The sequence below is a fragment of the Silvania confinis genome (assembly GCF_025564085.1).
In the GTDB taxonomy this organism is placed as follows: Bacteria; Pseudomonadota; Gammaproteobacteria; order Enterobacterales; family Enterobacteriaceae; genus Enterobacter; species Enterobacter confinis.
Genome location: NZ_JAMGZJ010000074.1, coordinates 40,813 through 60,461 on the forward strand (window position 1 = coordinate 40,813; position 19,649 = coordinate 60,461).

At 57.0% G+C, this 19,649-nt stretch carries 16 protein-coding genes; 14 read left to right on the forward strand and 2 right to left on the reverse strand.

Annotated elements, in window-relative coordinates; genetic code table 11:
- The first annotated feature begins 136 nt into the window (after window positions 1-136).
- The 7 genes from phoB to M8013_RS10130 all read left to right on the forward strand — a co-directional run bounded on the left by phoB (window position 137) and on the right by M8013_RS10130 (window position 11,469).
- Window positions 137-826: a phosphate response regulator transcription factor PhoB gene (phoB, locus tag M8013_RS10100; RefSeq protein WP_271267672.1), complete on the forward strand. Its 690-nt coding sequence runs from the start codon at window positions 137-139 to the stop codon at window positions 824-826.
- A gap of 21 nt (window positions 827-847) precedes the next feature.
- On the forward strand, window positions 848-2,143 hold the full coding sequence (gene phoR / locus M8013_RS10105) for a phosphate regulon sensor histidine kinase PhoR (protein WP_271267673.1): 1,296 nt from the start codon (window positions 848-850) through the stop codon (window positions 2,141-2,143).
- Between the two features lie 408 nt (window positions 2,144-2,551).
- Window positions 2,552-3,871 carry a branched-chain amino acid transporter carrier protein BrnQ gene (brnQ, locus tag M8013_RS10110; protein WP_271267674.1) on the forward strand — a complete coding sequence of 440 codons (1,320 nt, stop codon included), beginning with the start codon at window positions 2,552-2,554 and terminating at the stop codon, window positions 3,869-3,871.
- A 78-nt stretch (window positions 3,872-3,949) separates the two neighbouring features.
- On the forward strand, window positions 3,950-5,323 hold the full coding sequence (gene proY, locus M8013_RS10115) for a proline-specific permease ProY (protein WP_271267675.1): 1,374 nt from the start codon (window positions 3,950-3,952) through the stop codon (window positions 5,321-5,323).
- 131 nt (window positions 5,324-5,454) lie between these two features.
- Window positions 5,455-7,272 (forward strand): maltodextrin glucosidase, encoded by a 1,818-nt coding sequence (gene malZ, locus M8013_RS10120; protein WP_271267676.1) that lies wholly within the window; start codon window positions 5,455-5,457, stop codon window positions 7,270-7,272.
- A 169-nt stretch (window positions 7,273-7,441) separates the two neighbouring features.
- Complete coding sequence (locus M8013_RS10125; protein WP_271267677.1) at window positions 7,442-10,078, forward strand: DUF2339 domain-containing protein; 2,637 nt, start codon at window positions 7,442-7,444, stop codon at window positions 10,076-10,078.
- A complete protein-coding gene (locus tag M8013_RS10130) occupies window positions 10,075-11,469 on the forward strand; it encodes a DUF3999 domain-containing protein (protein ID WP_271267678.1) in 1,395 nt (464 codons plus the stop codon). The genes M8013_RS10125 and M8013_RS10130 overlap by 4 nt, the downstream gene beginning before the upstream one ends.
- 50 nt (window positions 11,470-11,519) lie before the next feature.
- Here the strand turns inward: M8013_RS10130 and M8013_RS10135 are convergent, their stop codons facing one another.
- Together M8013_RS10135 and acpH are read right to left on the reverse strand one after the other, a co-directional pair.
- Window positions 11,520-12,122 (reverse strand): peroxiredoxin C, encoded by a 603-nt coding sequence (locus tag M8013_RS10135; RefSeq protein ID WP_271267679.1) that lies wholly within the window; start codon window positions 12,120-12,122, stop codon window positions 11,520-11,522.
- Between the two features lie 127 nt (window positions 12,123-12,249).
- The gene (acpH, locus tag M8013_RS10140; protein WP_271267680.1) at window positions 12,250-12,831 is read right to left on the reverse strand and encodes an ACP phosphodiesterase; all 582 of its coding nucleotides are present in this window, start codon (window positions 12,829-12,831) and stop codon (window positions 12,250-12,252) included.
- Window positions 12,832-12,922: 91 nt separating this feature from the next.
- Here acpH and queA point away from each other — a divergent pair, with 91 nt between their 5' ends.
- The 7 genes from queA to M8013_RS10175 all read left to right on the forward strand — a co-directional run bounded on the left by queA (window position 12,923) and on the right by M8013_RS10175 (window position 19,597).
- Complete coding sequence (gene queA / locus M8013_RS10145) at window positions 12,923-13,993, forward strand: tRNA preQ1(34) S-adenosylmethionine ribosyltransferase-isomerase QueA (protein ID WP_271267681.1); 1,071 nt, start codon at window positions 12,923-12,925, stop codon at window positions 13,991-13,993.
- A gap of 53 nt (window positions 13,994-14,046) precedes the next feature.
- Window positions 14,047-15,174: a tRNA guanosine(34) transglycosylase Tgt gene (tgt, locus tag M8013_RS10150; RefSeq protein WP_271267682.1), complete on the forward strand. Its 1,128-nt coding sequence runs from the start codon at window positions 14,047-14,049 to the stop codon at window positions 15,172-15,174.
- A gap of 22 nt (window positions 15,175-15,196) precedes the next feature.
- Window positions 15,197-15,529 carry a preprotein translocase subunit YajC gene (yajC, locus tag M8013_RS10155; protein WP_271267683.1) on the forward strand — a complete coding sequence of 111 codons (333 nt, stop codon included), beginning with the start codon at window positions 15,197-15,199 and terminating at the stop codon, window positions 15,527-15,529.
- A gap of 25 nt (window positions 15,530-15,554) precedes the next feature.
- Window positions 15,555-17,402, forward strand: a complete 1,848-nt coding sequence (gene secD, locus M8013_RS10160; protein WP_271267684.1) for a protein translocase subunit SecD — start codon at window positions 15,555-15,557, stop codon at window positions 17,400-17,402.
- A gap of 10 nt (window positions 17,403-17,412) precedes the next feature.
- Complete coding sequence (gene secF, locus M8013_RS10165; protein WP_271267685.1) at window positions 17,413-18,384, forward strand: protein translocase subunit SecF; 972 nt, start codon at window positions 17,413-17,415, stop codon at window positions 18,382-18,384.
- Window positions 18,385-18,525: 141 nt separating this feature from the next.
- Window positions 18,526-18,891 (forward strand): VOC family protein, encoded by a 366-nt coding sequence (locus M8013_RS10170; RefSeq protein WP_271267686.1) that lies wholly within the window; start codon window positions 18,526-18,528, stop codon window positions 18,889-18,891.
- Between the two features lie 25 nt (window positions 18,892-18,916).
- Window positions 18,917-19,597 carry a helix-turn-helix transcriptional regulator gene (locus tag M8013_RS10175; protein WP_271267687.1) on the forward strand — a complete coding sequence of 227 codons (681 nt, stop codon included), beginning with the start codon at window positions 18,917-18,919 and terminating at the stop codon, window positions 19,595-19,597.
- Window positions 19,598-19,649 lie beyond the last annotated feature (52 nt).

The following is a 19,649-nucleotide window of genomic DNA, read 5'->3' on the forward strand; positions in this document are numbered from 1 at the left end:
AACCGCAGTATTTTGGTCTGTCATAAAACAACGGCTTGCCCTAATCTACTGTCATGTTTTTCATAAATCTGTCATAAATCTGACGCATAATGACGCCGTATTACAAACGTGTAACCTCAATAAGACAGGGCAAAGTATGGCGAGACGTATTCTGGTCGTAGAAGATGAAGCACCCATTCGTGAAATGGTTTGCTTTGTGCTCGAACAAAATGGCTTTCAACCAGTAGAAGCCGAAGATTACGACAGCGCGGTGAATCAACTCAACGAACCCTGGCCCGATCTGATCCTGCTTGACTGGATGTTGCCAGGCGGTTCTGGTCTGCAGTTCATCAAGCATATGAAACGTGAAGCATTAACCCGCGATATCCCGGTTGTGATGCTAACGGCGCGCGGCGAAGAGGAAGATCGCGTTCGCGGTCTGGAGACCGGCGCGGATGATTACATCACCAAACCGTTCTCCCCGAAAGAGCTGGTGGCGCGCATCAAAGCCGTCATGCGCCGTATTTCACCGATGGCGGTGGAAGAGGTGATTGAGATGCAGGGGCTGAGCCTCGACCCGACATCCCATCGCGTGATGACCGGCGAAAACCCGCTGGATATGGGACCGACAGAATTTAAGCTGCTGCACTTCTTTATGACTCACCCGGAACGCGTTTACAGCCGCGAGCAATTGCTGAATAACGTCTGGGGAACCAACGTGTACGTTGAAGACCGGACGGTTGACGTGCATATCCGCCGTTTGCGTAAAGCCCTCGAAACCAGCGGTCACGATCGCATGGTTCAGACTGTCCGCGGCACGGGTTATCGTTTCTCAACCCGTTTCTGAACAATGACAGGAGTGTGACGCGTGCTGGAACGTCTGTCATGGAAAAGGCTGTGTTTTGAACTGGTATTATGCTGTATTCCAGCCCTGATCCTCGGGGCCGTTTTCGGGTATATGCCGTGGTTTCTGCTGGCCGCGGTCACCGGGCTGCTGGTCTGGCATTTCTGGAATTTACTCCGCCTCTCCTGGTGGCTGTGGGTTGACAGAAGTATGACGCCTCCGCCAGGGAGCGGAAGCTGGGAACCTCTGCTGTATGGCCTGCACCAGATGCAGATGCGTAATAAAAAGCGCCGACGCGAGCTGGGCAGCCTGATTAAACGCTTTCGCAGCGGCGCCGAATCGCTGCCGGATGCGGTTATCCTCACCACCGAAGAGGGCACCATGTTCTGGTGCAACGGGCTGGCACAGCAGCTGCTTGGCCTGCGCTGGCCGGATGATAACGGACAGAACATCCTCAACCTGCTGCGCTATCCCGAGTTCGCGCAGTATCTGAAAAAACGCGATTTTACCCGCCCGCATAATTTAGTGCTGAATAACGGTCGCCATCTGGAGATCCGCGTGATGCCCTATAGCGATAAACAGTGGCTGATGGTGGCGCGCGATGTCACCCAGATGCACCAGCTGGAAGGGGCTCGCCGTAACTTCTTTGCCAACGTCAGCCATGAGCTGCGTACCCCGCTGACCGTGCTGCAGGGCTATCTGGAGATGATGCAGGAGCAAACGCTGGAAGGGGCGCCGCGTGAAAAAGCGCTGCACACCATGCGTGAGCAAACGCAGAGGATGGAAGGGCTGGTGCGGCAGTTACTAACCCTTTCGCGGATTGAAGGTTCGCCGACGCTGGCGCTGAATGAAACCATCGATGTTCCGATGATGCTGCGGATGCTGGAGCGCGAGGCGCAAACCTTAAGCCAGCAGCAGCATCAGCTGACCTTCGAGGTGGATAGCACCCTTAAAGTGCGCGGCAGCAATGATGAACTGCGCAGCGCCATCTCGAACCTGGTGTATAACGCCGTGAATCACACCCCGCCCGGGACTCACATTACCGTGCGCTGGCGACATGCTCCCGCAGGGGCGGAGTTTAGCGTCGAAGATAACGGACCGGGTATCGGCCCGGAGCATATTCCTCGCCTGACCGAACGTTTTTATCGGGTGGATAAAGCGCGCTCCCGCCAGACCGGAGGCAGCGGTCTGGGGCTGGCTATCGTGAAACATGCGATTAATCACCACGACAGCCGTCTCGATATCACCAGTACGCCGGGTAAGAGTACGCGTTTCAGCTTCGTGCTCCCGGAACGATTAATTGCCGATAAAACCCCCTGACAGACCACCTGTCATCGAAGGTTGCCACAGGCCAGCGTAAGCTGGCCTGTTTACTTTCCAGCCGGGCGAAGCGCGGATAAATTTTATCCTCCTGTTGCTTTTTTGTTCGCATGATTAGCCATGAGTTTTTCTTATACCCGGTGAATTGTTCCAGTCTTATATTTCACGGTGGCATATTATTCTGGTTTTGCGATCCCTTATTGCCTTTAAACGTTATAAGCGTTTAAATTGCCCCCCTGATATTGTCGGACAGACTGTATTTGCGTGGTAAATCGAAAAAATATTCCTGATCACGCCGGTAGGGGAGCATTTCCCGCTGAGATTGCGCATTTTTTCCGCTGTTTTGTTCCGTAAGGGATAGCGAAAAATTCAACGTTTTCAACACAACACCACAGGCAGTAAGGTTTTATGACCCATCAACTGAAATCGCGCGATATTATCGCGTTGGGCTTTATGACATTTGCGCTGTTCGTTGGCGCAGGCAACATTATCTTCCCGCCGATGGTTGGCTTGCAGGCCGGTGAACACGTCTGGACTGCGGCTATTGGCTTTCTGATCACCGCGGTCGGTCTACCGGTGTTGACCGTGGTGGCGCTGGCAAAAGTCGGCGGCGGCGTCGACAGCCTGAGCGCGCCGATTGGCAAAGTGGCCGGGGTGATGCTGGCCGTGGTCTGCTACCTGGCGATCGGGCCGCTGTTCGCGACCCCACGTACCGCCACCGTCTCCTTTGAAGTGGGGATTGCCCCGCTGACCGGTGATGGCGCGCTGCCGCTGTTTATCTACAGCCTGGTCTACTTCGCTATCGTGATTCTGGTGTCGCTGTATCCGGGCAAACTGCTCGATACCGTGGGCAACTTCCTCGCACCGCTGAAAATTCTGGCACTGGTTGTGCTTGCCGTGGCGGCGATCGTCTGGCCTGCCGGCCCGCTGAGCTCTGCGACCGAAGCCTATCAAAACGCGGCCTTCTCTAACGGCTTTGTGAACGGCTATCTGACCATGGATACGCTGGGTGCGATGGCGTTCGGTATCGTGATTGTGAATGCTGCGCGTTCTCGCGGTGTGACCGAAGCCCGTCTGCTGACGCGCTATACCGTCTGGGCCGGTCTGATGGCGGGTGCCGGTCTGGCGCTGCTTTATCTGGCGCTGTTCCGTCTGGGTTCCGACAGCAGCGTGCTGGTGGATCAGGGCGCTAACGGTGCGGCCATTCTGCATGCTTACGTTCAGCATACCTTTGGCGGTGCGGGCAGCATGATGCTGGCCATCCTGATCTTCCTGGCCTGCCTGGTCACGGCGGTGGGCCTGACCTGCGCCTGTGCTGAGTTCTTTGCTCAGTATGTTCCGCTGTCCTACCGTACGCTGGTGTTTATCCTCGGCGGCTTCTCCATGGCGGTATCCAATCTGGGGCTGAGCCACCTGATTCAGGTGTCGATTCCGGTTCTGACCACCATCTACCCGCCGTGTATCGTGCTGGTGGTGCTGAGCTTTACCCGCGGCTGGTGGCATAATTCCTCACGAATTATCGCCCCGGCGATGTTTATCAGCCTGCTTTTTGGTATCCTTGACGGCATTAAGGCATCCGCTATCAGCGCTATGCTGCCTGCCTGGACACAGCGTCTGCCGCTGTCCGAACAGGGGCTGGCGTGGTTGATGCCTACCGTTGTTGCACTGGTACTGGCTGTTATCTGGGATCGTGCTGCAGGGCGTCAGGTTACTTCTAACGCGCATTAATCAACGGCTGAATGTTTAACCACGGGGCGTAATGCCCCGTGGTTTTTTGTTTTTTTAGTCTGAAATGGCATGACACAAATGGAAAGCACTAACACACTCAAGCGGGGCTTGAGCGCTCGCCACATCCGCTTTATGGCGCTGGGTTCGGCAATCGGTACCGGTCTTTTTTATGGCTCGGCAGATGCCATCAAAATGGCCGGTCCCAGCGTTCTGCTGGCCTATCTTATCGGCGGCGTGGCGGCCTACATCATCATGCGTGCGCTGGGGGAGATGTCTGTTCATAACCCGTCGGCCAGCTCCTTCTCGCGCTATGCACAAGAAAACCTCGGCCCGCTGGCGGGCTATATCACCGGCTGGACCTACTGCTTTGAGATCCTGATCGTGGCGATTGCCGACGTGACGGCCTTCGGCATCTATATGGGCGTCTGGTTCCCGACGGTGCCGCACTGGATTTGGGTGCTGTCGGTGGTATTGATCATCTGCGCCATCAACCTGATGAGCGTAAAGGTGTTCGGCGAGCTGGAGTTCTGGTTCTCGTTCTTTAAAGTCGCCACCATTATCATCATGATTGCCGCCGGTTTCGGAATTATTATCTGGGGGATTGGCAACGGCGGGCAACCGACCGGGATCCACAATCTCTGGAGCAACGGCGGTTTCTTCAGTAACGGCTGGATCGGGATGGTAATGTCGCTGCAGATGGTGATGTTTGCCTACGGTGGCATCGAAATCATCGGCATTACCGCCGGTGAAGCGAAAGACCCGCAGAAATCCATTCCGCGCGCCATCAACTCCGTGCCGATGCGTATTCTGATTTTCTATGTGGGCACGCTGTTTGTGATCATGTCCATCTACCCGTGGAATCAGGTTGGTACCAACGGTAGCCCGTTTGTGCTCACCTTCCAGCACCTGGGGATCACCTTTGCCGCCAGCATCCTTAACTTTGTGGTGCTGACTGCCTCGCTGTCCGCGATTAACGCGGATGTCTTTGGCGTCGGACGTATGCTGCACGGGATGGCTGAGCAGGGCAGTGCGCCGAAAGTGTTCGCCAAAACCTCCACGCGCGGTACGCCGTGGGTGACGGTGATGGTGATGACCGTGGCGCTGCTGCTGTCGGTGTACCTCAACTACATCATGCCCGAGAACGTCTTCCTGGTGATTGCCTCGCTGGCGACCTTCGCCACCGTCTGGGTGTGGATCATGATTTTGATGTCGCAGATTGGCTTCCGTCGTCGTCTGTCGCCAGACGAGGTCAAGGCGCTAAAGTTTAAAGTGCCGGGCGGCGTGGCAACCACTGTCGTTGGCCTGATCTTCCTGGTCTTCATTATTGGCCTGATTGGTTATCACCCGGAAACCCGCATCTCGCTGTATGTCGGTTTTGCGTGGATTGCGCTGCTGCTGGTGGGCTGGGTGTTTAAACGCCGCCGCGAGCGTCAGTTAGCGGAAGTCCAGTAATCAGAATGCCCGGCAAACGCCGGGCATTTTTCTCCTCCCCCTTCCTCCTCCCTCAATAAACCTCTCCGTGAGGAGTGAACATCAACTACCCTGTGGCAAGGTGACCTCATTTCTGGGAAAGGGGATACAAGATGTTGAATGCCTGGCACCTACCGGTTGCCCCATTTATTAAGCAAAACAACGATAAGCTGGTCATTACGCTGTGGCTGACGGGTGAAAACCTGCCTGAGCGGGTGACGCTGCGCGCGGAAGTCGATAATGAAGAAACCTCGTTGCCGATGCATAAACAGCGGGCGCAGCCGCAGCCTGGCGTGACCGCCTGGCGGGCGACGATTGACGTGACGCAAGGCCAGCCGCGCCGCCGCTACAGCTTTAAGATGCTGTGGCATAACCGTCAGCTGTGGTTTACCCCTCAGGGGTTTAGCCGTTTTCCGCCCGCGCGGCTGGAGCAGTTCGCCGTGGATTATCCTGACAACGGCCCACAGTGGGTAGCCGATCAGGTCTTTTATCAGATCTTCCCGGACCGCTTTGCCCGTAGCCAGCGGCGCAATCCGCAGCAGGATCGCACCTATCACCACCACGCGGCTGGTCATGAGGTGATCTTCCGTGAATGGGATGATCCGGTAACGGCCCAGGCGGGCGGGTCGACGTTTTACGGCGGCGATCTTGACGGCATCAGCGAAAAACTGCCGTACCTGAAAAAGCTCGGCGTGACCGCGCTGTATCTCAACCCGGTTTTTGCCGCCCCCAGTGTGCACAAATACGACACCGAAGATTATCGTCGCGTGGACGAGCAGTTTGGCGGCGACGTGGCGCTGCTGCGCCTGCGGGAAAATACCCGTAAGGAAGGGATGCGCCTGATTCTGGATGGCGTGTTTAACCACAGCGGCGATTCGCACGGCTGGTTTGATCGCCACAATCGTGCGACGGGCGGTGCCTGTCACAATCCAGAATCGACCCAGCGGGACTGGTACAGTTTTAACGACGAGGGGCGCGCCCTTGACTGGCTGGGCTATGCCAGCTTGCCGAAGCTCGATTACCAGTCGCCGACGCTGGTGGATGAGATCTACGGTGGTGATGACAGCATTGTGCGTCACTGGCTGAAAGCGCCGTGGAGCATGGACGGCTGGCGGCTGGACGTGGTGCACATGCTTGGCGAGGCTGGCGGGGCGCGCAATAACCTGCAGCATGTCGCCGGGATCACCCGTTCAGCGAAAATTGCCCAGCCCGAAGCGTTTGTCTTTGGCGAGCACTTTGGCGATGCCCGTCAGTGGCTGCAGGTTGATGCGGAAGATTCGGCGATGAACTATCGCGGCTTCACCTTCCCGCTGTGGGGCTTTCTTGCCAACACCGATATCTCCTACGATCCGCAGCAGATCGATGCCCAAACCTGTATGACATGGATGGATAACTACCGCGCCAGTCTGTCGCACCAGCAGCAGCTGCGCATGTTTAACCAGCTCGACAGCCATGACACCGCGCGCTTTAAATCGCTGCTGGGTAAAGACGTGGCGCGCCTGCCGCTGGCGGTCACTTGGCTGTTTAGCTGGCCTGGCGTACCCTGCATTTATTATGGCGATGAGGTGGGCCTGGACGGCAACAACGATCCGTTCTGCCGCAAGACGTTCCCGTGGGAGGCGGAGAAGCAGGACAAGGGGCTACTGTCGCTCTATCAGCGGCTGATCAAGCTGCGTAAACAGAGCCAGGCGCTGCGCTATGGCGGCTGCCAGGTGCTGTACGCCCACGACAACGTGGTGGTGTTTGTGCGCGTCTTTAACCAGCAGCGGGTGCTGGTGGCCATTAACCGTGGCGATGCCTGCGAAGTGGTGCCGGACACGTCCCCGCTGCTCAACGTTAAACAGTGGCTGCTGAAAGAGGGTAAAGGTGTGGCCCAGGATGGCGTGCTCGCGCTGCCTGCGATCTCCGCATCAATCTGGTTCGGTAATTAATCGTTTTTTGCGGCAGGTGTTGCGCACCTGCCGCCTGACCCGTCTACGCTTACCGAAGGGTATGCCCTGGCTAAAAAATCTGAAAAATCGCGTCCTGCGCTAATGGGGATAGCGGAAATGCAACAATTTGTGTCAATCTGCTCAACTCGTCTACAGAGAAGGTGGAAACATGGATGACCTGCTGATCCTTGGCGGTTTTATTGTACTGTTCGCGCTGGTGATCGTACCGATCCTTGCGATTGTTGCGCTCAACCGCAGTTCGGCGGTGCGTTTTGAGCTGGCCGTCCTGCGTCGTCGGGTTGAGGAGCTTGAACAGCGTGGGGTGGCGCAGGCCGCGGTTGCGGAACCTGTTGCGCCTGTGGTTAACATCACCCCGCCAGAGCCGGTGGCAGAGCTGCAGCCTGAGCCCGCCGACCCCTGGCAATCGCAGGCGAAACCCGACGCCGTCGGCAAAGAGCCGCAACCAGAGAAAGTGGCGGCTCCTGGTGCCAAAGCCCGACAGCCTTCTGCATTCGGTGGCGTTATTTCGTCGCTGGTGCGCTGGTTTATGCAGGGCAATCCACTGGCGAAGCTTGGGATCCTGCTGCTGTTTTTCGGTCTGTCGTTCCTGCTGCGCTACACGGTCGAGCACGCTCTGTTCCCGCTTGAGCTGCGCCTGGTCACGGCAGCGCTGTTTGCCATTGCCCTGCTGGCGGTGGGATGGCGGTTACGCCATAAACAACCGGTCTACGCACTGATTTTACAGGGGGGCGCGACCGGTGCACTCTATCTGACCGTTTTTGGCGCGTTCCGCTTATGGCAGATGCTGCCGATGACCCTGGCGTTTGGGTTGCTGGTGGTCATTTGCGCGGCGAGCGTCGGGCTGGCGATCCTGCAAAAGGCGCTCAGCCTGGCGATGCTGGCCAGCCTCGGGGGTTATCTGGCCCCGCTGTTGCTTTCTACTGGCGGCGGCAGTCACGTGGCGCTGTTCTCTTTCTATCTTCTGCTCTCCGTTGGCATTCTTGCCATCAGCGCCTGGCAACACTGGCGCGAGCTTAACCTGCTCGGCCTGTTGTTTACCTTTGGCGTCGGTGGCCTGTGGGGGCTGAACGACTATCAACCGGCCTACTACCTGAGCTGTCAGCTGTTCCTGATTGCCAACACCATCCTGTTTGGTGTGCTGAGCGTGGCGCTGTCGTTGCGGGCGCAGGAGAAAGGGAAGCAAATTGTTGATGGCGTACTGCTGTTCGCCCCGCCGCTGTTAGGCTTTGGCATGCAATACGCGATTATCCGGCATATGGCGTACGGCCCGGCGCTCAGCGCCCTCGGCTACGGTGGTTTCTATCTGGCGTTAGCCTGGCTGGCGCTGCGTCGTTATCCCTCTCTGGGCAGACCGCTGGTGCTGGCGGGGCTGGCGCTCGGCGGGGCCTTTACCACGCTCGCTATCCCGCTGGCGCTGTCGGCGCGCTGGACGGCGATGGCCTGGTCGCTGGAGGGGCTGGGGATCCTCTGGCTCGGCGTACAGCAGAACCAGCGGCGGATGAGCTACAGCGGTACCGGACTGCTGGTGCTAGCCGTCGGAAGTGCGGCCTGGGCGCAGATGCAGGGGACTACACCGCTATCACTGATGCTGATCTTCACGGTTCTCAGCCTGAGCTGGCTGATGGCAGCGTGGCTGTGGCAGGGGATCCAACGTCAGGGCAGCTGGGTACTGCTCGCAGGCGGATTACTGTTCTGGATGGTGGCGCTGTATGCGGCATCACACTGGGTGCTAAAGCACGATTCGCGGGTGTGGTCTGGCGTGCTGGCGTTGATGGCGGTGTCGGTCTGGGGCTGGCGTGCGGTGGCAGCGCGGCTGAAGTGGCAGGCGCTGGATGCCAGCAAATGGCTGCTGTGGCCGACGATGCTGGTCGTGCTGTGCTATCAGATTGGCGCTGAGCAATTATTGGCGGCAGGCTGGCTGAATCTGGCGTGGTGCCTGGCGCTGCCTGCCGCACTGGCCTTGCTCTGGCGTGACGGCCCGACGCTGCCGTCGCGGCTGGCCATGCTTGCCCATCTGACGTTGTTCTGGATGATCCTGCTGGCGCTGGCAACCGAGCTTGTCTGGTTTGCGCGGGATTTGCCGTGGGGGATGGCGGCCTGGGGAAGCGGCCTGTTAATGGCGGCGGGCGGGTTGCTGATGCTGCTGGTTGAGACGGCGGCTCGTCGACAGATCTGGCCGTTCCGGGTCTGGCCGGCACTGTATTCTTCGGTGGCCATGGTTCCGGTGGCGGTGGCGCTGGTGTGCTTACTGGCGGTGACCAATTTACAGGACGGCGTGATTTATCGTCAGGTATACCTCCCGCTGATCAATCCGTTGGAAGAGGGGGCTGCCTTCGCCCTGCTGGGGCTGGTGGTGTTGTATCGCGTCTCGCTGTGGCATTTCCCGATACCGCTATCGCGATACCGGCCGTGGCCCGTTGTTGCGTTACTGGCGCTCGGTTTCTGGTGGTTGAATGGCATGCTGCTGCGCGCGCTGGCGTGGTACGGCGACGTGGCCTGGAGCCTTGAATCGTTGTGGCACTCCCGGCTTATCCAGACCTGCTTTGCGCTGTTCTGGATGCTGGCGGCGCTGGTGGCGATGCTACACGCAACCCGACGGCGTTCCCGCCAGGAATGGCTGTGCGGGGCGGCGCTGCTGGGAATAGTTATTGTGAAACTGATGCTGGTGGACAGCGCACGCGGGGGTGGTCTGGCGCGGGCGGTGGCTTTTATCGGCGTGGCGATTCTGGTGCTCATCATCGGCTATTTCTCACCGTTACCGCCGAAAGCAGGAGAAGCAAAATGAAATGGATGAAAGCGGTGTTATGCAGTGTACTGTTGGCGACAACCGGCGCGGCGATCGGCAGTGACGACCTGCGAGAAGCGCCTGTGGACTACGTGCAGGGCGTGATGCTGGAGACCACCAGCACGTCGCCCTGGCATCGCGTTGCGCTTCCTCAGGCCCTGTATCAAAGTACGGCCTGGCCGGATTTACGCGATGTCCGGGTATTTAACCACCAGGGCGATGTGGTGCCCTTTACCCTGGAAGCACAAAAAAGCCAGCCCGTCACACCCGAGGCGGTAACGCTGCGGCTGTTTCCTTTAGCTATGTCGCCGGTCGCCCCGCGAAAAGAAGGGCAGGAGGGGACCGTTGCCTTTGTCTTACGCTCAACGAGTGGCGTAGAAATTCATCTCGAAAGCGACGATGTAAACTCCCTCGGCCAGAGCTATTTACTGATGCTGCCGGAGACGATGAAAGACTCACTCTATCTGGCGCAATTACGCCTTAATTGGAACACGCCTGCGGGTAACTGGCAGGGAAAAGCCTCCGTGTACGCCAGCCATGATTTACGCGACTGGCAGCCTGTTCAGCAAGATGCGCCGCTGATGGATCTGACGCAGGGTAACGATCGGCTGAAAATGGACGCGATTAACGCCAGCCTGACGCTCTCTGCACAAGGGACGCGCTACCTGCTGGTGATCCTCGACTCGCAAAGCCCGGCTCTGACCCTGAACAGCGTGAGTGCCATTGCCGACAGCAGCGAGCCGGAGTCAGAACGCATCGTGGTTAACGCCCGGGCGGATAAGGCAGGGAATGACGACGCCGTCTGGCGCTGGACGCAACCGCAGCCGCTGAGTGCGCTCAGAATTGAACTGGCAGAGGATGCGGTCTTGCCCGTCGAGCTGTCCTGGCGCAGCGCTGAAAACGCCCCCTGGCAACCGCTGACAAAAACCGTGCTTTACCGTCTGGATGGCAAGCGCTCGGACGATATTCCTCTTTCTGGTCAACCGGTTGAAGCAGTGCGCATGATCCCCGTGAATGCCAGATTGCCCCAGACACTCCCCGCCCTGAGCGGTGTGCGCGACAGTTACCAGCTGATATTTAATGCGCAGGGTAAAGGGCCGTATATGCTGGCCTGGGGAAACCGGGCGGCGCAGAAAGCGGATATTACAATGGATATGCTGATCCCGGCGTCGCTGCGCAAATTGCAGGATGTTGATGATCTTCCGTGGGCCGAGCCGCAGGAGAGCGTGACGCTTGGCGGTGAGGCGCGACTCACGGCAACGTCGGTCGCCGAGCAACGGAGCCTGTGGAAAACGCTGCTGGTGTGGGGAGCGCTGATTGTGGGCGTTGCCGTGCTGGCGCTGATGGCCTGGCGGCTGTGGCGTGAAGTGAAAAAGGACGGGGCGGCGTAATGCCATAAAAAAAGGCCCGCATCTGCGGGCCTTCTCGTCATTCATGCCGATTACAGGCTGGTGACGTTCTCGGTCAGGTATTTCGCTACGCCTGCTGGAGATGCAGCCATACCTTCTTTCCCTTTTTCCCACTGAGCCGGGCACACTTCACCGTGCTCTTCGTGGAACTGCAGCGCGTCAACCATACGCAGCATTTCGTCGATGTTACGACCCAGCGGCAGATCGTTCACGACCTGGTGACGCACGATGCCGTTCGCGTCGATCAGGAAGGAGCCGCGCAGTGCCACGCCAGCGTCCGGATGTTCGATACCGTATGCCTTCTGGATTTCACGCTTGATGTCCGCAACCATTGCGTATTTCACCGCACCGATGCCGCCGTTGTCGACAGGGGTGTTACGCCATGCGTTGTGTACAAACTCAGAGTCGAAGGAGACGCCAACCACTTCCACGCCACGTTTCTGGAATTCTTCGTAACGCTTGTCGAACGCGATCAGCTCAGACGGGCAAACGAAGGTAAAGTCCATCGGCCAGAAGAACAGTACGGTCGCTTTACCGTTGGTGTGCTGCTTGAAGTTGAAGTTATCAACGATTTCACCGTTGCCCAGAACTGCTGCAGCTGTAAAATCCGGAGCCGGACGAGTTACCAGAACCATAAGATTCTCCTGTAATGACTAAGGTTATTTGGAACGCAACGCGGGCCAGTATAGAGAGAGATCGGCCCGCTGACAAAGAGGTGCTGACAATCGTTAAGTCAGTTTTTACCTATCGATCACACTTTGATTAAAGTTGTTTGTTTTTTGCTTGCGCCATCATGCGCGGGTAAAACTGCCAGAAGCGGGTCTCCAGCGCGTCGTAATGGGCGTCCAGATCCTGCCAGGAGTCGCGCAGGGCATCGAGACGCGGGCGGCGGCTGGCCATCCCGTTCAGCACCCGCTGGATGAAATCCATTTCGCTGTAGCGCTCCAGCCAGCGCTCGGACCACAGGTAGTCATTCAGATTGACAAAACGCGGCGGCGAGTCAGGCAGGATCATCGCCACCTGCGCGTGGGCGTAGCGCACAAATGCCGGCAGCGGCATCTCCGGCGACAGTTGCGACCAGTGACGTGACAAAAAGTGATCCCACATCACGTCCAGCGTAATGGGTGCCACCCGGCGCGTTTCGGGGCGGAACCAGGCTTTGGCTTCGGTGACTTCGGGCAGGTTGTCGGTCAGGACATCAATCCGCCGGTGCATGAAAATCCCTTCTACGACGTCAGCGGCGTAATCCTCAGCGGGATTACCGCGCACGAAATCGGCCAGCAAATTGCCGGAAAGGGAGCTGTCAGCGAGGTGGGCGAGGTGCAGGTGAGCGAGAAAATTCATGCGATTCGTTATCCGGATACGGCTAGTTGTTGCAGCAAAGAGGTGTGAGCACTAGACTAAGCCGCCTGTTTTTAAGTCACGAGTATAAGCCATGCGCGTCGCCGATTTCTCCTTTGAATTACCCGAGTCCCTGATTGCCCACTATCCCATGCCTGAGCGCAGTAGCTGCCGCTTGTTGTCGCTGGACGGGCCGACGGGTGCGCTGACGCACGGTACTTTCACCGATTTACTCGACAAGCTCAACCCTGGCGATCTGCTGGTCTTCAACAATACCCGCGTGATCCCGGCCCGTCTGTTTGGCCGTAAAGCCAGCGGCGGAAAGATTGAAGTGCTGGTCGAAAGAATGCTCGATGACAAACGTATTCTGGCACATATTCGCGCATCCAAAGCACCGAAGCCGGGTGCAGAGCTGCTGCTGGGCGATGACGAGAGCATCAATGCCACCATGGTGGCCCGCCACGATGCGCTGTTTGAAGTGCAGTTCAACGATGAGCGTCCGGTGCTGGATATTCTGAATAGCATCGGCCATATGCCGCTGCCACCGTATATCGACCGTCCTGATGAAGAGGCCGACCGCGAGCTGTATCAGACCGTCTACAGCCAGAAGCCGGGCGCGGTTGCGGCTCCCACTGCGGGCCTGCATTTTGACGATCCGCTGCTTGAAAAGCTGCGTGAGAAAGGGGTTGAGCTGGCCTTTGTGACCCTGCACGTAGGGGCGGGCACCTTCCAGCCGGTGCGGGTGGACAGCATTGAAGATCACATCATGCACTCCGAATATGCCGAAGTGCCGCAGGAGGTTGTGGATGCGGTGCTGGCGGCAAAAGCGCGCGGCAGCCGGGTTATCGCCGTGGGCACCACCTCGGTGCGTTCGCTGGAAAGCGCCGCCCAGGCCGCCAGTGATGCGCTGATCGCGCCGTTTTTCAACGATACCAAAATCTTCATCTACCCAGGTTATCAATATCAGGTCGTCGATGCGCTGGTGACCAATTTCCACCTGCCGGAATCGACCCTGATCATGCTGGTGTCGGCATTTGCCGGTTATCAACACACCATGAATGCCTACAAGGCTGCGGTAGAACAAAAATATCGATTTTTTAGCTACGGTGACGCGATGTTTATCACGTACAATCCGCAGGCTTTAAATGAGCGTGTCGGGGAATAGCTCCGCGACACAGGTGTAACGCGCCGGACTGTTTTTCTGGTGCAGGAGAAAACATGAAATTTGAACTCGATACCACCGATGGTCGCGCTCGCCGTGGCCGTCTGGTGTTTGATCGCGGCGTAGTCGAAACGCCAGCCTTTATGCCTGTGGGCACCTACGGCACCGTCAAAGGGATGACGCCGGAAGAGGTCGAAGCCACCGGCGCGCAAATTATCCTCGGTAACACCTTCCACCTGTGGCTGCGTCCGGGTCAGGAAGTCATGAAGCTGCATGGCGATCTGCACGATTTTATGCAGTGGAAAGGTCCCATCCTGACCGATTCCGGCGGCTTCCAGGTGTTTAGCCTTGGTGATATTCGTAAGATCACCGAAAAAGGCGTTCACTTCCGTAACCCGATCAACGGCGACCCGATTTTCCTCGATCCAGAGAAGTCGATGGAGATTCAGAACGATCTCGGTTCCGACATCGTGATGATCTTCGACGAATGTACGCCATACCCGGCAGACTGGGACTACGCGAAGCGTTCGATGGAAATGTCCCTGCGCTGGGCTCAACGCAGCCGCGACCGTTTCGACTCCCTGGAAAACAAAAATGCGCTGTTCGGCATTATTCAGGGTAGCGTTTACGAAGATTTACGCGATATCTCTGTTAAAGGTCTGGTAGAGATAGGTTTTGATGGCTACGCTGTCGGCGGTCTGGCTGTGGGTGAGCCAAAGGAAGATATGCACCGGATTCTGGAGCATGTTTGCCCGCAAATTCCAGCAGATAAACCCCGGTACCTGATGGGCGTGGGTAAACCAGAAGATCTGGTTGAAGGCGTTCGTCGCGGCATTGATATGTTCGACTGCGTCATGCCTACGCGCAACGCGCGTAATGGTCACCTGTTTGTGACTGACGGCGTGGTGAAAATCCGTAATGCGAAGCACAAAAGCGATACCAGCACGCTCGATGCCGAGTGCGATTGCTACACCTGTCGCAATTATTCGCGTGCCTATCTGTACCATCTTGATCGTTGTAATGAAATATTAGGCGCGCGTCTCAACACAATTCATAACCTTCGCTATTACCAGCGCTTAATGGCTGGTTTACGCAAGGCTATCGAAGAGGGTAAATTAGAGAGCTTCGTGACTGATTTTTACCAGCGACAGGGTCGGGATGTCCCACCTTTGAACGTTGATTAATTTATAAAATGAGGGAATTTTAATGAGCTTTTTTATTTCTGATGCGGTAGCGGCAACAGGTGCACCGGCGCAGGGCAGCCCGATGTCTCTGATCCTGATGCTGGTGGTGTTTGGTCTGATTTTCTATTTCATGATCCTGCGCCCACAGCAGAAGCGCACCAAAGAGCACAAAAAGCTGATGGACTCCATCGCTAAAGGTGATGAAGTGCTGACCAACGGTGGCCTGGTGGGTCGTGTGAGCAAGGTTTCCGACAACGGTTATGTTGTTATTGCACTGAACGACACCACTGAAGTGGTTATCAAACGTGACTTCGTAGCTGCCGTTCTGCCGAAAGGCACCATGAAGGCGCTGTAATCAACTTTTCCCAAAGGGAACTGCCGTGTTAAACCGTTATCCTTTGTGGAAGTACATCATGCTGGTCGTCGTGATCCTCGTCGGCCTGCTGTATGCACTCCCCAACCTGTATGGTGAGGATCCGGCTGTTCAAATCACTGGCGCGCGCGGTGTCGCCGCCAGTGAGCAAACGCTGATCCAGGTCCAGAAAACTTTACAAGAAGAAAAAATTACCGCTAAGTCTGTGGCACTGGAAGAGGGCGCAATTCTTGCTCGCTTCGACTCCACCGACACGCAGCTCCGCGCTCGTGAAGCGCTGATGGGCGTGATGGGTGATAAATTTGTCGTGGCGTTGAACCTTGCTCCTGCAACCCCGCGCTGGTTAGCCTCCATTAACGCAGAGCCGATGAAACTCGGTCTTGACCTGCGTGGCGGCGTTCACTTCCTGATGGAAGTGGATATGGACACCGCGCTCGGTAAACTGCAGGAACAAAACATTGATAGCCTGCGCAGCGATCTGCGTGAAAAAGGCATCCCTTACACCACCGTGCGTAAGGAAGATAATTACGGGCTGAGCATCGCGTTTCGCGACAGCACCGCGCGCGATCAGGCGATGGATTACCTGACGCAGCGTCATCGCGATCTGGTGCTGTCCAGCCAGGGTAGCAACCAGCTGCGTGCGGTGATGACCGATGTTCGTCTGAAAGAAGCGCGTGAATACGCGGTTCAGCAGAACATTAACATCCTGCGTAACCGCGTTAACCAGCTTGGCGTTGCCGAACCGCTGGTACAGCGTCAGGGTGCTGACCGTATCGTGGTCGAGCTGCCGGGTATTCAGGATACTGCACGTGCGAAAGAGATTCTCGGCGCAACGGCAACTCTGGAATTCCGTCTGGTCAATACCAACGTCGATCAGTCCGCTGTAGCGTCTGGCCGCGTTCCGGGTGACTCGGAAGTGAAACAGACCCGTGAAGGTCAGCCGGTTGTCATGTACAAGCGTGTGATCCTGACCGGTGACCATATCACCGACTCTACCTCCAGCCAGGACGAATACAACCAGGCGCAGGTTAACATCTCGCTCGACAGCGCAGGTGGCAACATCATGTCTAACTTCACCAAGGACAACATCGGTAAACCGATGGCGACCCTGTTCGTGGAGTACAAAGACAGCGGTAAGAAAGACGCCAACGGCCGTGCGGTTCTGGTGAAGCAGGAAGAGGTGATTAACATCGCCAACATCCAGTCTCGCCTGGGTAACAGCTTCCGTATTACCGGTATCAGTAACCCGAACGAAGCCCGTCAGCTCTCGCTGCTGCTGCGTGCCGGTGCGCTGATTGCGCCAATTCAGATTGTTGAAGAGCGCACTATCGGTCCAACGCTGGGTATGCAGAACATCACCCAGGGGCTGGAGGCTTGTCTGGCCGGTCTGCTGATCTCTATCGTCTTCATGCTGTTCTTCTATAAGAAGTTTGGCCTGATTGCGACGTCCGCGCTGATTGCGAACCTGGTGCTGATTATCGGCATTATGTCCCTGCTGCCAGGGGCAACGCTGACCATGCCGGGGATCGCGGGTATCGTGTTAACCCTTGCGGTTGCGGTCGATGCCAACGTACTGATTAACGAACGTATCAAAGAAGAGTTGAGCAACGGGCGTTCAGTACAACAGGCTATCGATGAAGGTTACCGTGGCGCGTTCAGCTCTATTTTCGATGCGAACGTGACGACGCTAATCAAAGTTCTGATCCTGTACGCTGTCGGTACTGGTGCCATTAAAGGTTTTGCTATCACTACCGGTATCGGTGTGGCGACCTCTATGTTTACCGCTATCGTCGGCACCCGTGCCATCGTGAACCTGCTGTACGGCGGCAAGCGCGTTAAAAAGCTGTCTATCTGAGGAGTGCGTTGTGGCACAGGAATATACTGTTGAGCAATTGAACTACGGCCGTAAAGTCTGGGACTTTATGCGCTGGGATAACTGGGCGTTCGGCATTTCAGGTTTGCTGCTGATCGTCTCTATCGCCATTATGGGCGTGCGTGGTTTTAACTGGGGTCTGGATTTCACCGGTGGTACGGTGATTGAGATTACCCTGGAAAACCCGGTCGATATGGACCAGATGCGCCTGTCGCTGGAAAAGGCGGGCTTTGAAGAGCCGCTGCTGCAGAATTTCGGCAGCAGCCGTGACATCATGGTGCGTATGCCACCGGCGAAGGATGCCAACGGCAGCCAGGAGCTGGGCAGCAAGGTCGTTAACGTCATTAACGAATCGACCAACCAGCATGCGACGGTAAAACGTATTGAGTTCGTGGGTCCGAGCGTGGGTGCAGATCTGGCCCAGACCGGTGCGATGGCACTGTTGGTGGCGCTGATCTCGATCCTGGCATACGTCGGTTTCCGCTTCGAGTGGCGTCTGGCCGCCGGGGTGGTTATCGCGCTGGCGCACGACGTGGTGATCACCATGGGCGTACTGTCACTGTTCCATATCGAGATTGACCTGACGATTGTGGCATCACTGATGTCGGTAATCGGTTACTCGCTGAACGACAGTATCGTGGTATCGGACCGTATCCGTGAAAACTTCCGTAAGATCCGTCGCGGTACGCCGTACGAAATCTTTAACGTGTCGTTGACGCAGACGCTGCACCGTACTTTGATCACCTCCGGTACGACATTGATGGTGATCCTGATGCTGTTCCTCTTCGGCGGCCCGATTCTGGAAGGCTTCTCGCTGACCATGTTGATCGGTGTGTCCATCGGTACAGCCTCTTCCATCTACGTGGCGTCCGCGCTGGCGTTGAAACTGGGTATGCGCCGTGAGCACCTGCTCCAGCAGAAAGTGGAAAAAGAAGGGGCGGATCAGCCGTCAATTCTGCCGTAACAAGAACACTGTCTGAAAATACAATCCCGGCCAAAAGGCCGGGATTTTTTTTATTGGCTCCTGACAAACACTCCTGACAGTATGCTGTCAGGAGGCCTGTCATACACTCCTTCTGAACCCCAATAACAGGCAGGAGAATGTATGAAAAGTGTGATTAACTGGTTTGAAATTCCGGTCGCCGACATGGCGCGGGCCATCGCCTTTTATGAGCCGGTGATGCAGGTGGCGCTGAAGCACGCAAAAATGGACTGTGCCGAGCTGGCAATCTTCCCCCATGAAGACCCGGCAACCGGCGGCGCGCTGGCAAAATTTGACGGCATTACACCTGCTCTGCAGGGCGCTATTATTTACCTGCATACTGACAATCTGGCGGCGACGCTGGATCGTGTGTCATCTGCTGGTGGCGAGTGCGTCTTTGGTCCGCTGGAACTTCCGCGCGGTATTGGCACGATTGCGCTGTTTACCGACAGCGAAGGCAACCGGGTCGGGCTGCACCAGCCTGCCTGATCCCCACAACGAAAGTGAATAACCGATGACCCGACGTGCTGACCGCCTGTTTCAGATAGTCCAGATCCTGCGCGGCAGACGGCTAACCACTGCGGCGCTGCTCGCCGAGCGTTTGGGCGTGTCGGCGCGAACGGTTTATCGTGATATCCGGGATTTATCGCTCTCAGGCGTGCCGGTAGAAGGGGAGGCCGGTAGCGGGTACCGACTGTTGTCGGGCTTCGATTTGCCGCCCCTGATGCTGACCCACCGTGAATCAGAAGCTCTGATGGTGGCAATTCGCCTGCTCAAAACCTGGGGAGGCGAGTCGCTGTCCCGCGAGTTGGAATCGGCGCAGGAGAAGGTGCTGGCGATCTTGCCGGAAGAGAGTCGTCGCAAGGCCGAGCAGACGCGGATCTACGCCCCGGACATTGCGATGCAACATCACTCCCGCAGTAGTTTTGACGTTATTCATCGGGCGATATCCGCCCAGCAGATACTGGCGCTGCACTATCGTGATGAAGCCGGGCAGTTAACCTGGCGCGACGTTCAGCCGCTGGGGATGTTTTTCTGGGGAGAGCACTGGCTATTAGCCGCCTGGTGCGAAAGGCGCGATGACTATCGCTGCTTCCGACTTGACCGATGTCTCAATATTACGCCGATCGACAGACGATTTAGTGAAAGCGCTGACCGGTCGCTGGCTGATTTTCTGCGCAAAGTGAAGAAATAAAAAAGCCAGGTGGCGAGGTAAAAGCAAAACGGCAACGTCTGTTGCCGTTTTT

What these genes read in the sequence shown, in the direction of transcription:
- phoB (WP_271267672.1), top strand. Translation starts at nt 137, where the DNA reads ATGGCGAGACGTATTCTGGTCGTAGAAGATGAAGCACCCATTCGTGAA.
- brnQ (WP_271267674.1), top strand. Translation starts at nt 2,552, where the DNA reads ATGACCCATCAACTGAAATCGCGCGATATTATCGCGTTGGGCTTTATG.
- proY (WP_271267675.1), top strand. Translation starts at nt 3,950, where the DNA reads ATGGAAAGCACTAACACACTCAAGCGGGGCTTGAGCGCTCGCCACATC.
- malZ (WP_271267676.1), top strand. Translation starts at nt 5,455, where the DNA reads ATGTTGAATGCCTGGCACCTACCGGTTGCCCCATTTATTAAGCAAAAC.
- M8013_RS10125 (WP_271267677.1), top strand. Translation starts at nt 7,442, where the DNA reads ATGGATGACCTGCTGATCCTTGGCGGTTTTATTGTACTGTTCGCGCTG.
- M8013_RS10130 (WP_271267678.1), top strand. Translation starts at nt 10,075, where the DNA reads ATGAAATGGATGAAAGCGGTGTTATGCAGTGTACTGTTGGCGACAACC.
- M8013_RS10135 (WP_271267679.1), bottom strand. Translation starts at nt 12,122, where the DNA reads ATGGTTCTGGTAACTCGTCCGGCTCCGGATTTTACAGCTGCAGCAGTT.
- acpH (WP_271267680.1), bottom strand. Translation starts at nt 12,831, where the DNA reads ATGAATTTTCTCGCTCACCTGCACCTCGCCCACCTCGCTGACAGCTCC.
- queA (WP_271267681.1), top strand. Translation starts at nt 12,923, where the DNA reads ATGCGCGTCGCCGATTTCTCCTTTGAATTACCCGAGTCCCTGATTGCC.
- tgt (WP_271267682.1), top strand. Translation starts at nt 14,047, where the DNA reads ATGAAATTTGAACTCGATACCACCGATGGTCGCGCTCGCCGTGGCCGT.
- yajC (WP_271267683.1), top strand. Translation starts at nt 15,197, where the DNA reads ATGAGCTTTTTTATTTCTGATGCGGTAGCGGCAACAGGTGCACCGGCG.
- M8013_RS10170 (WP_271267686.1), top strand. Translation starts at nt 18,526, where the DNA reads ATGAAAAGTGTGATTAACTGGTTTGAAATTCCGGTCGCCGACATGGCG.
- M8013_RS10175 (WP_271267687.1), top strand. Translation starts at nt 18,917, where the DNA reads ATGACCCGACGTGCTGACCGCCTGTTTCAGATAGTCCAGATCCTGCGC.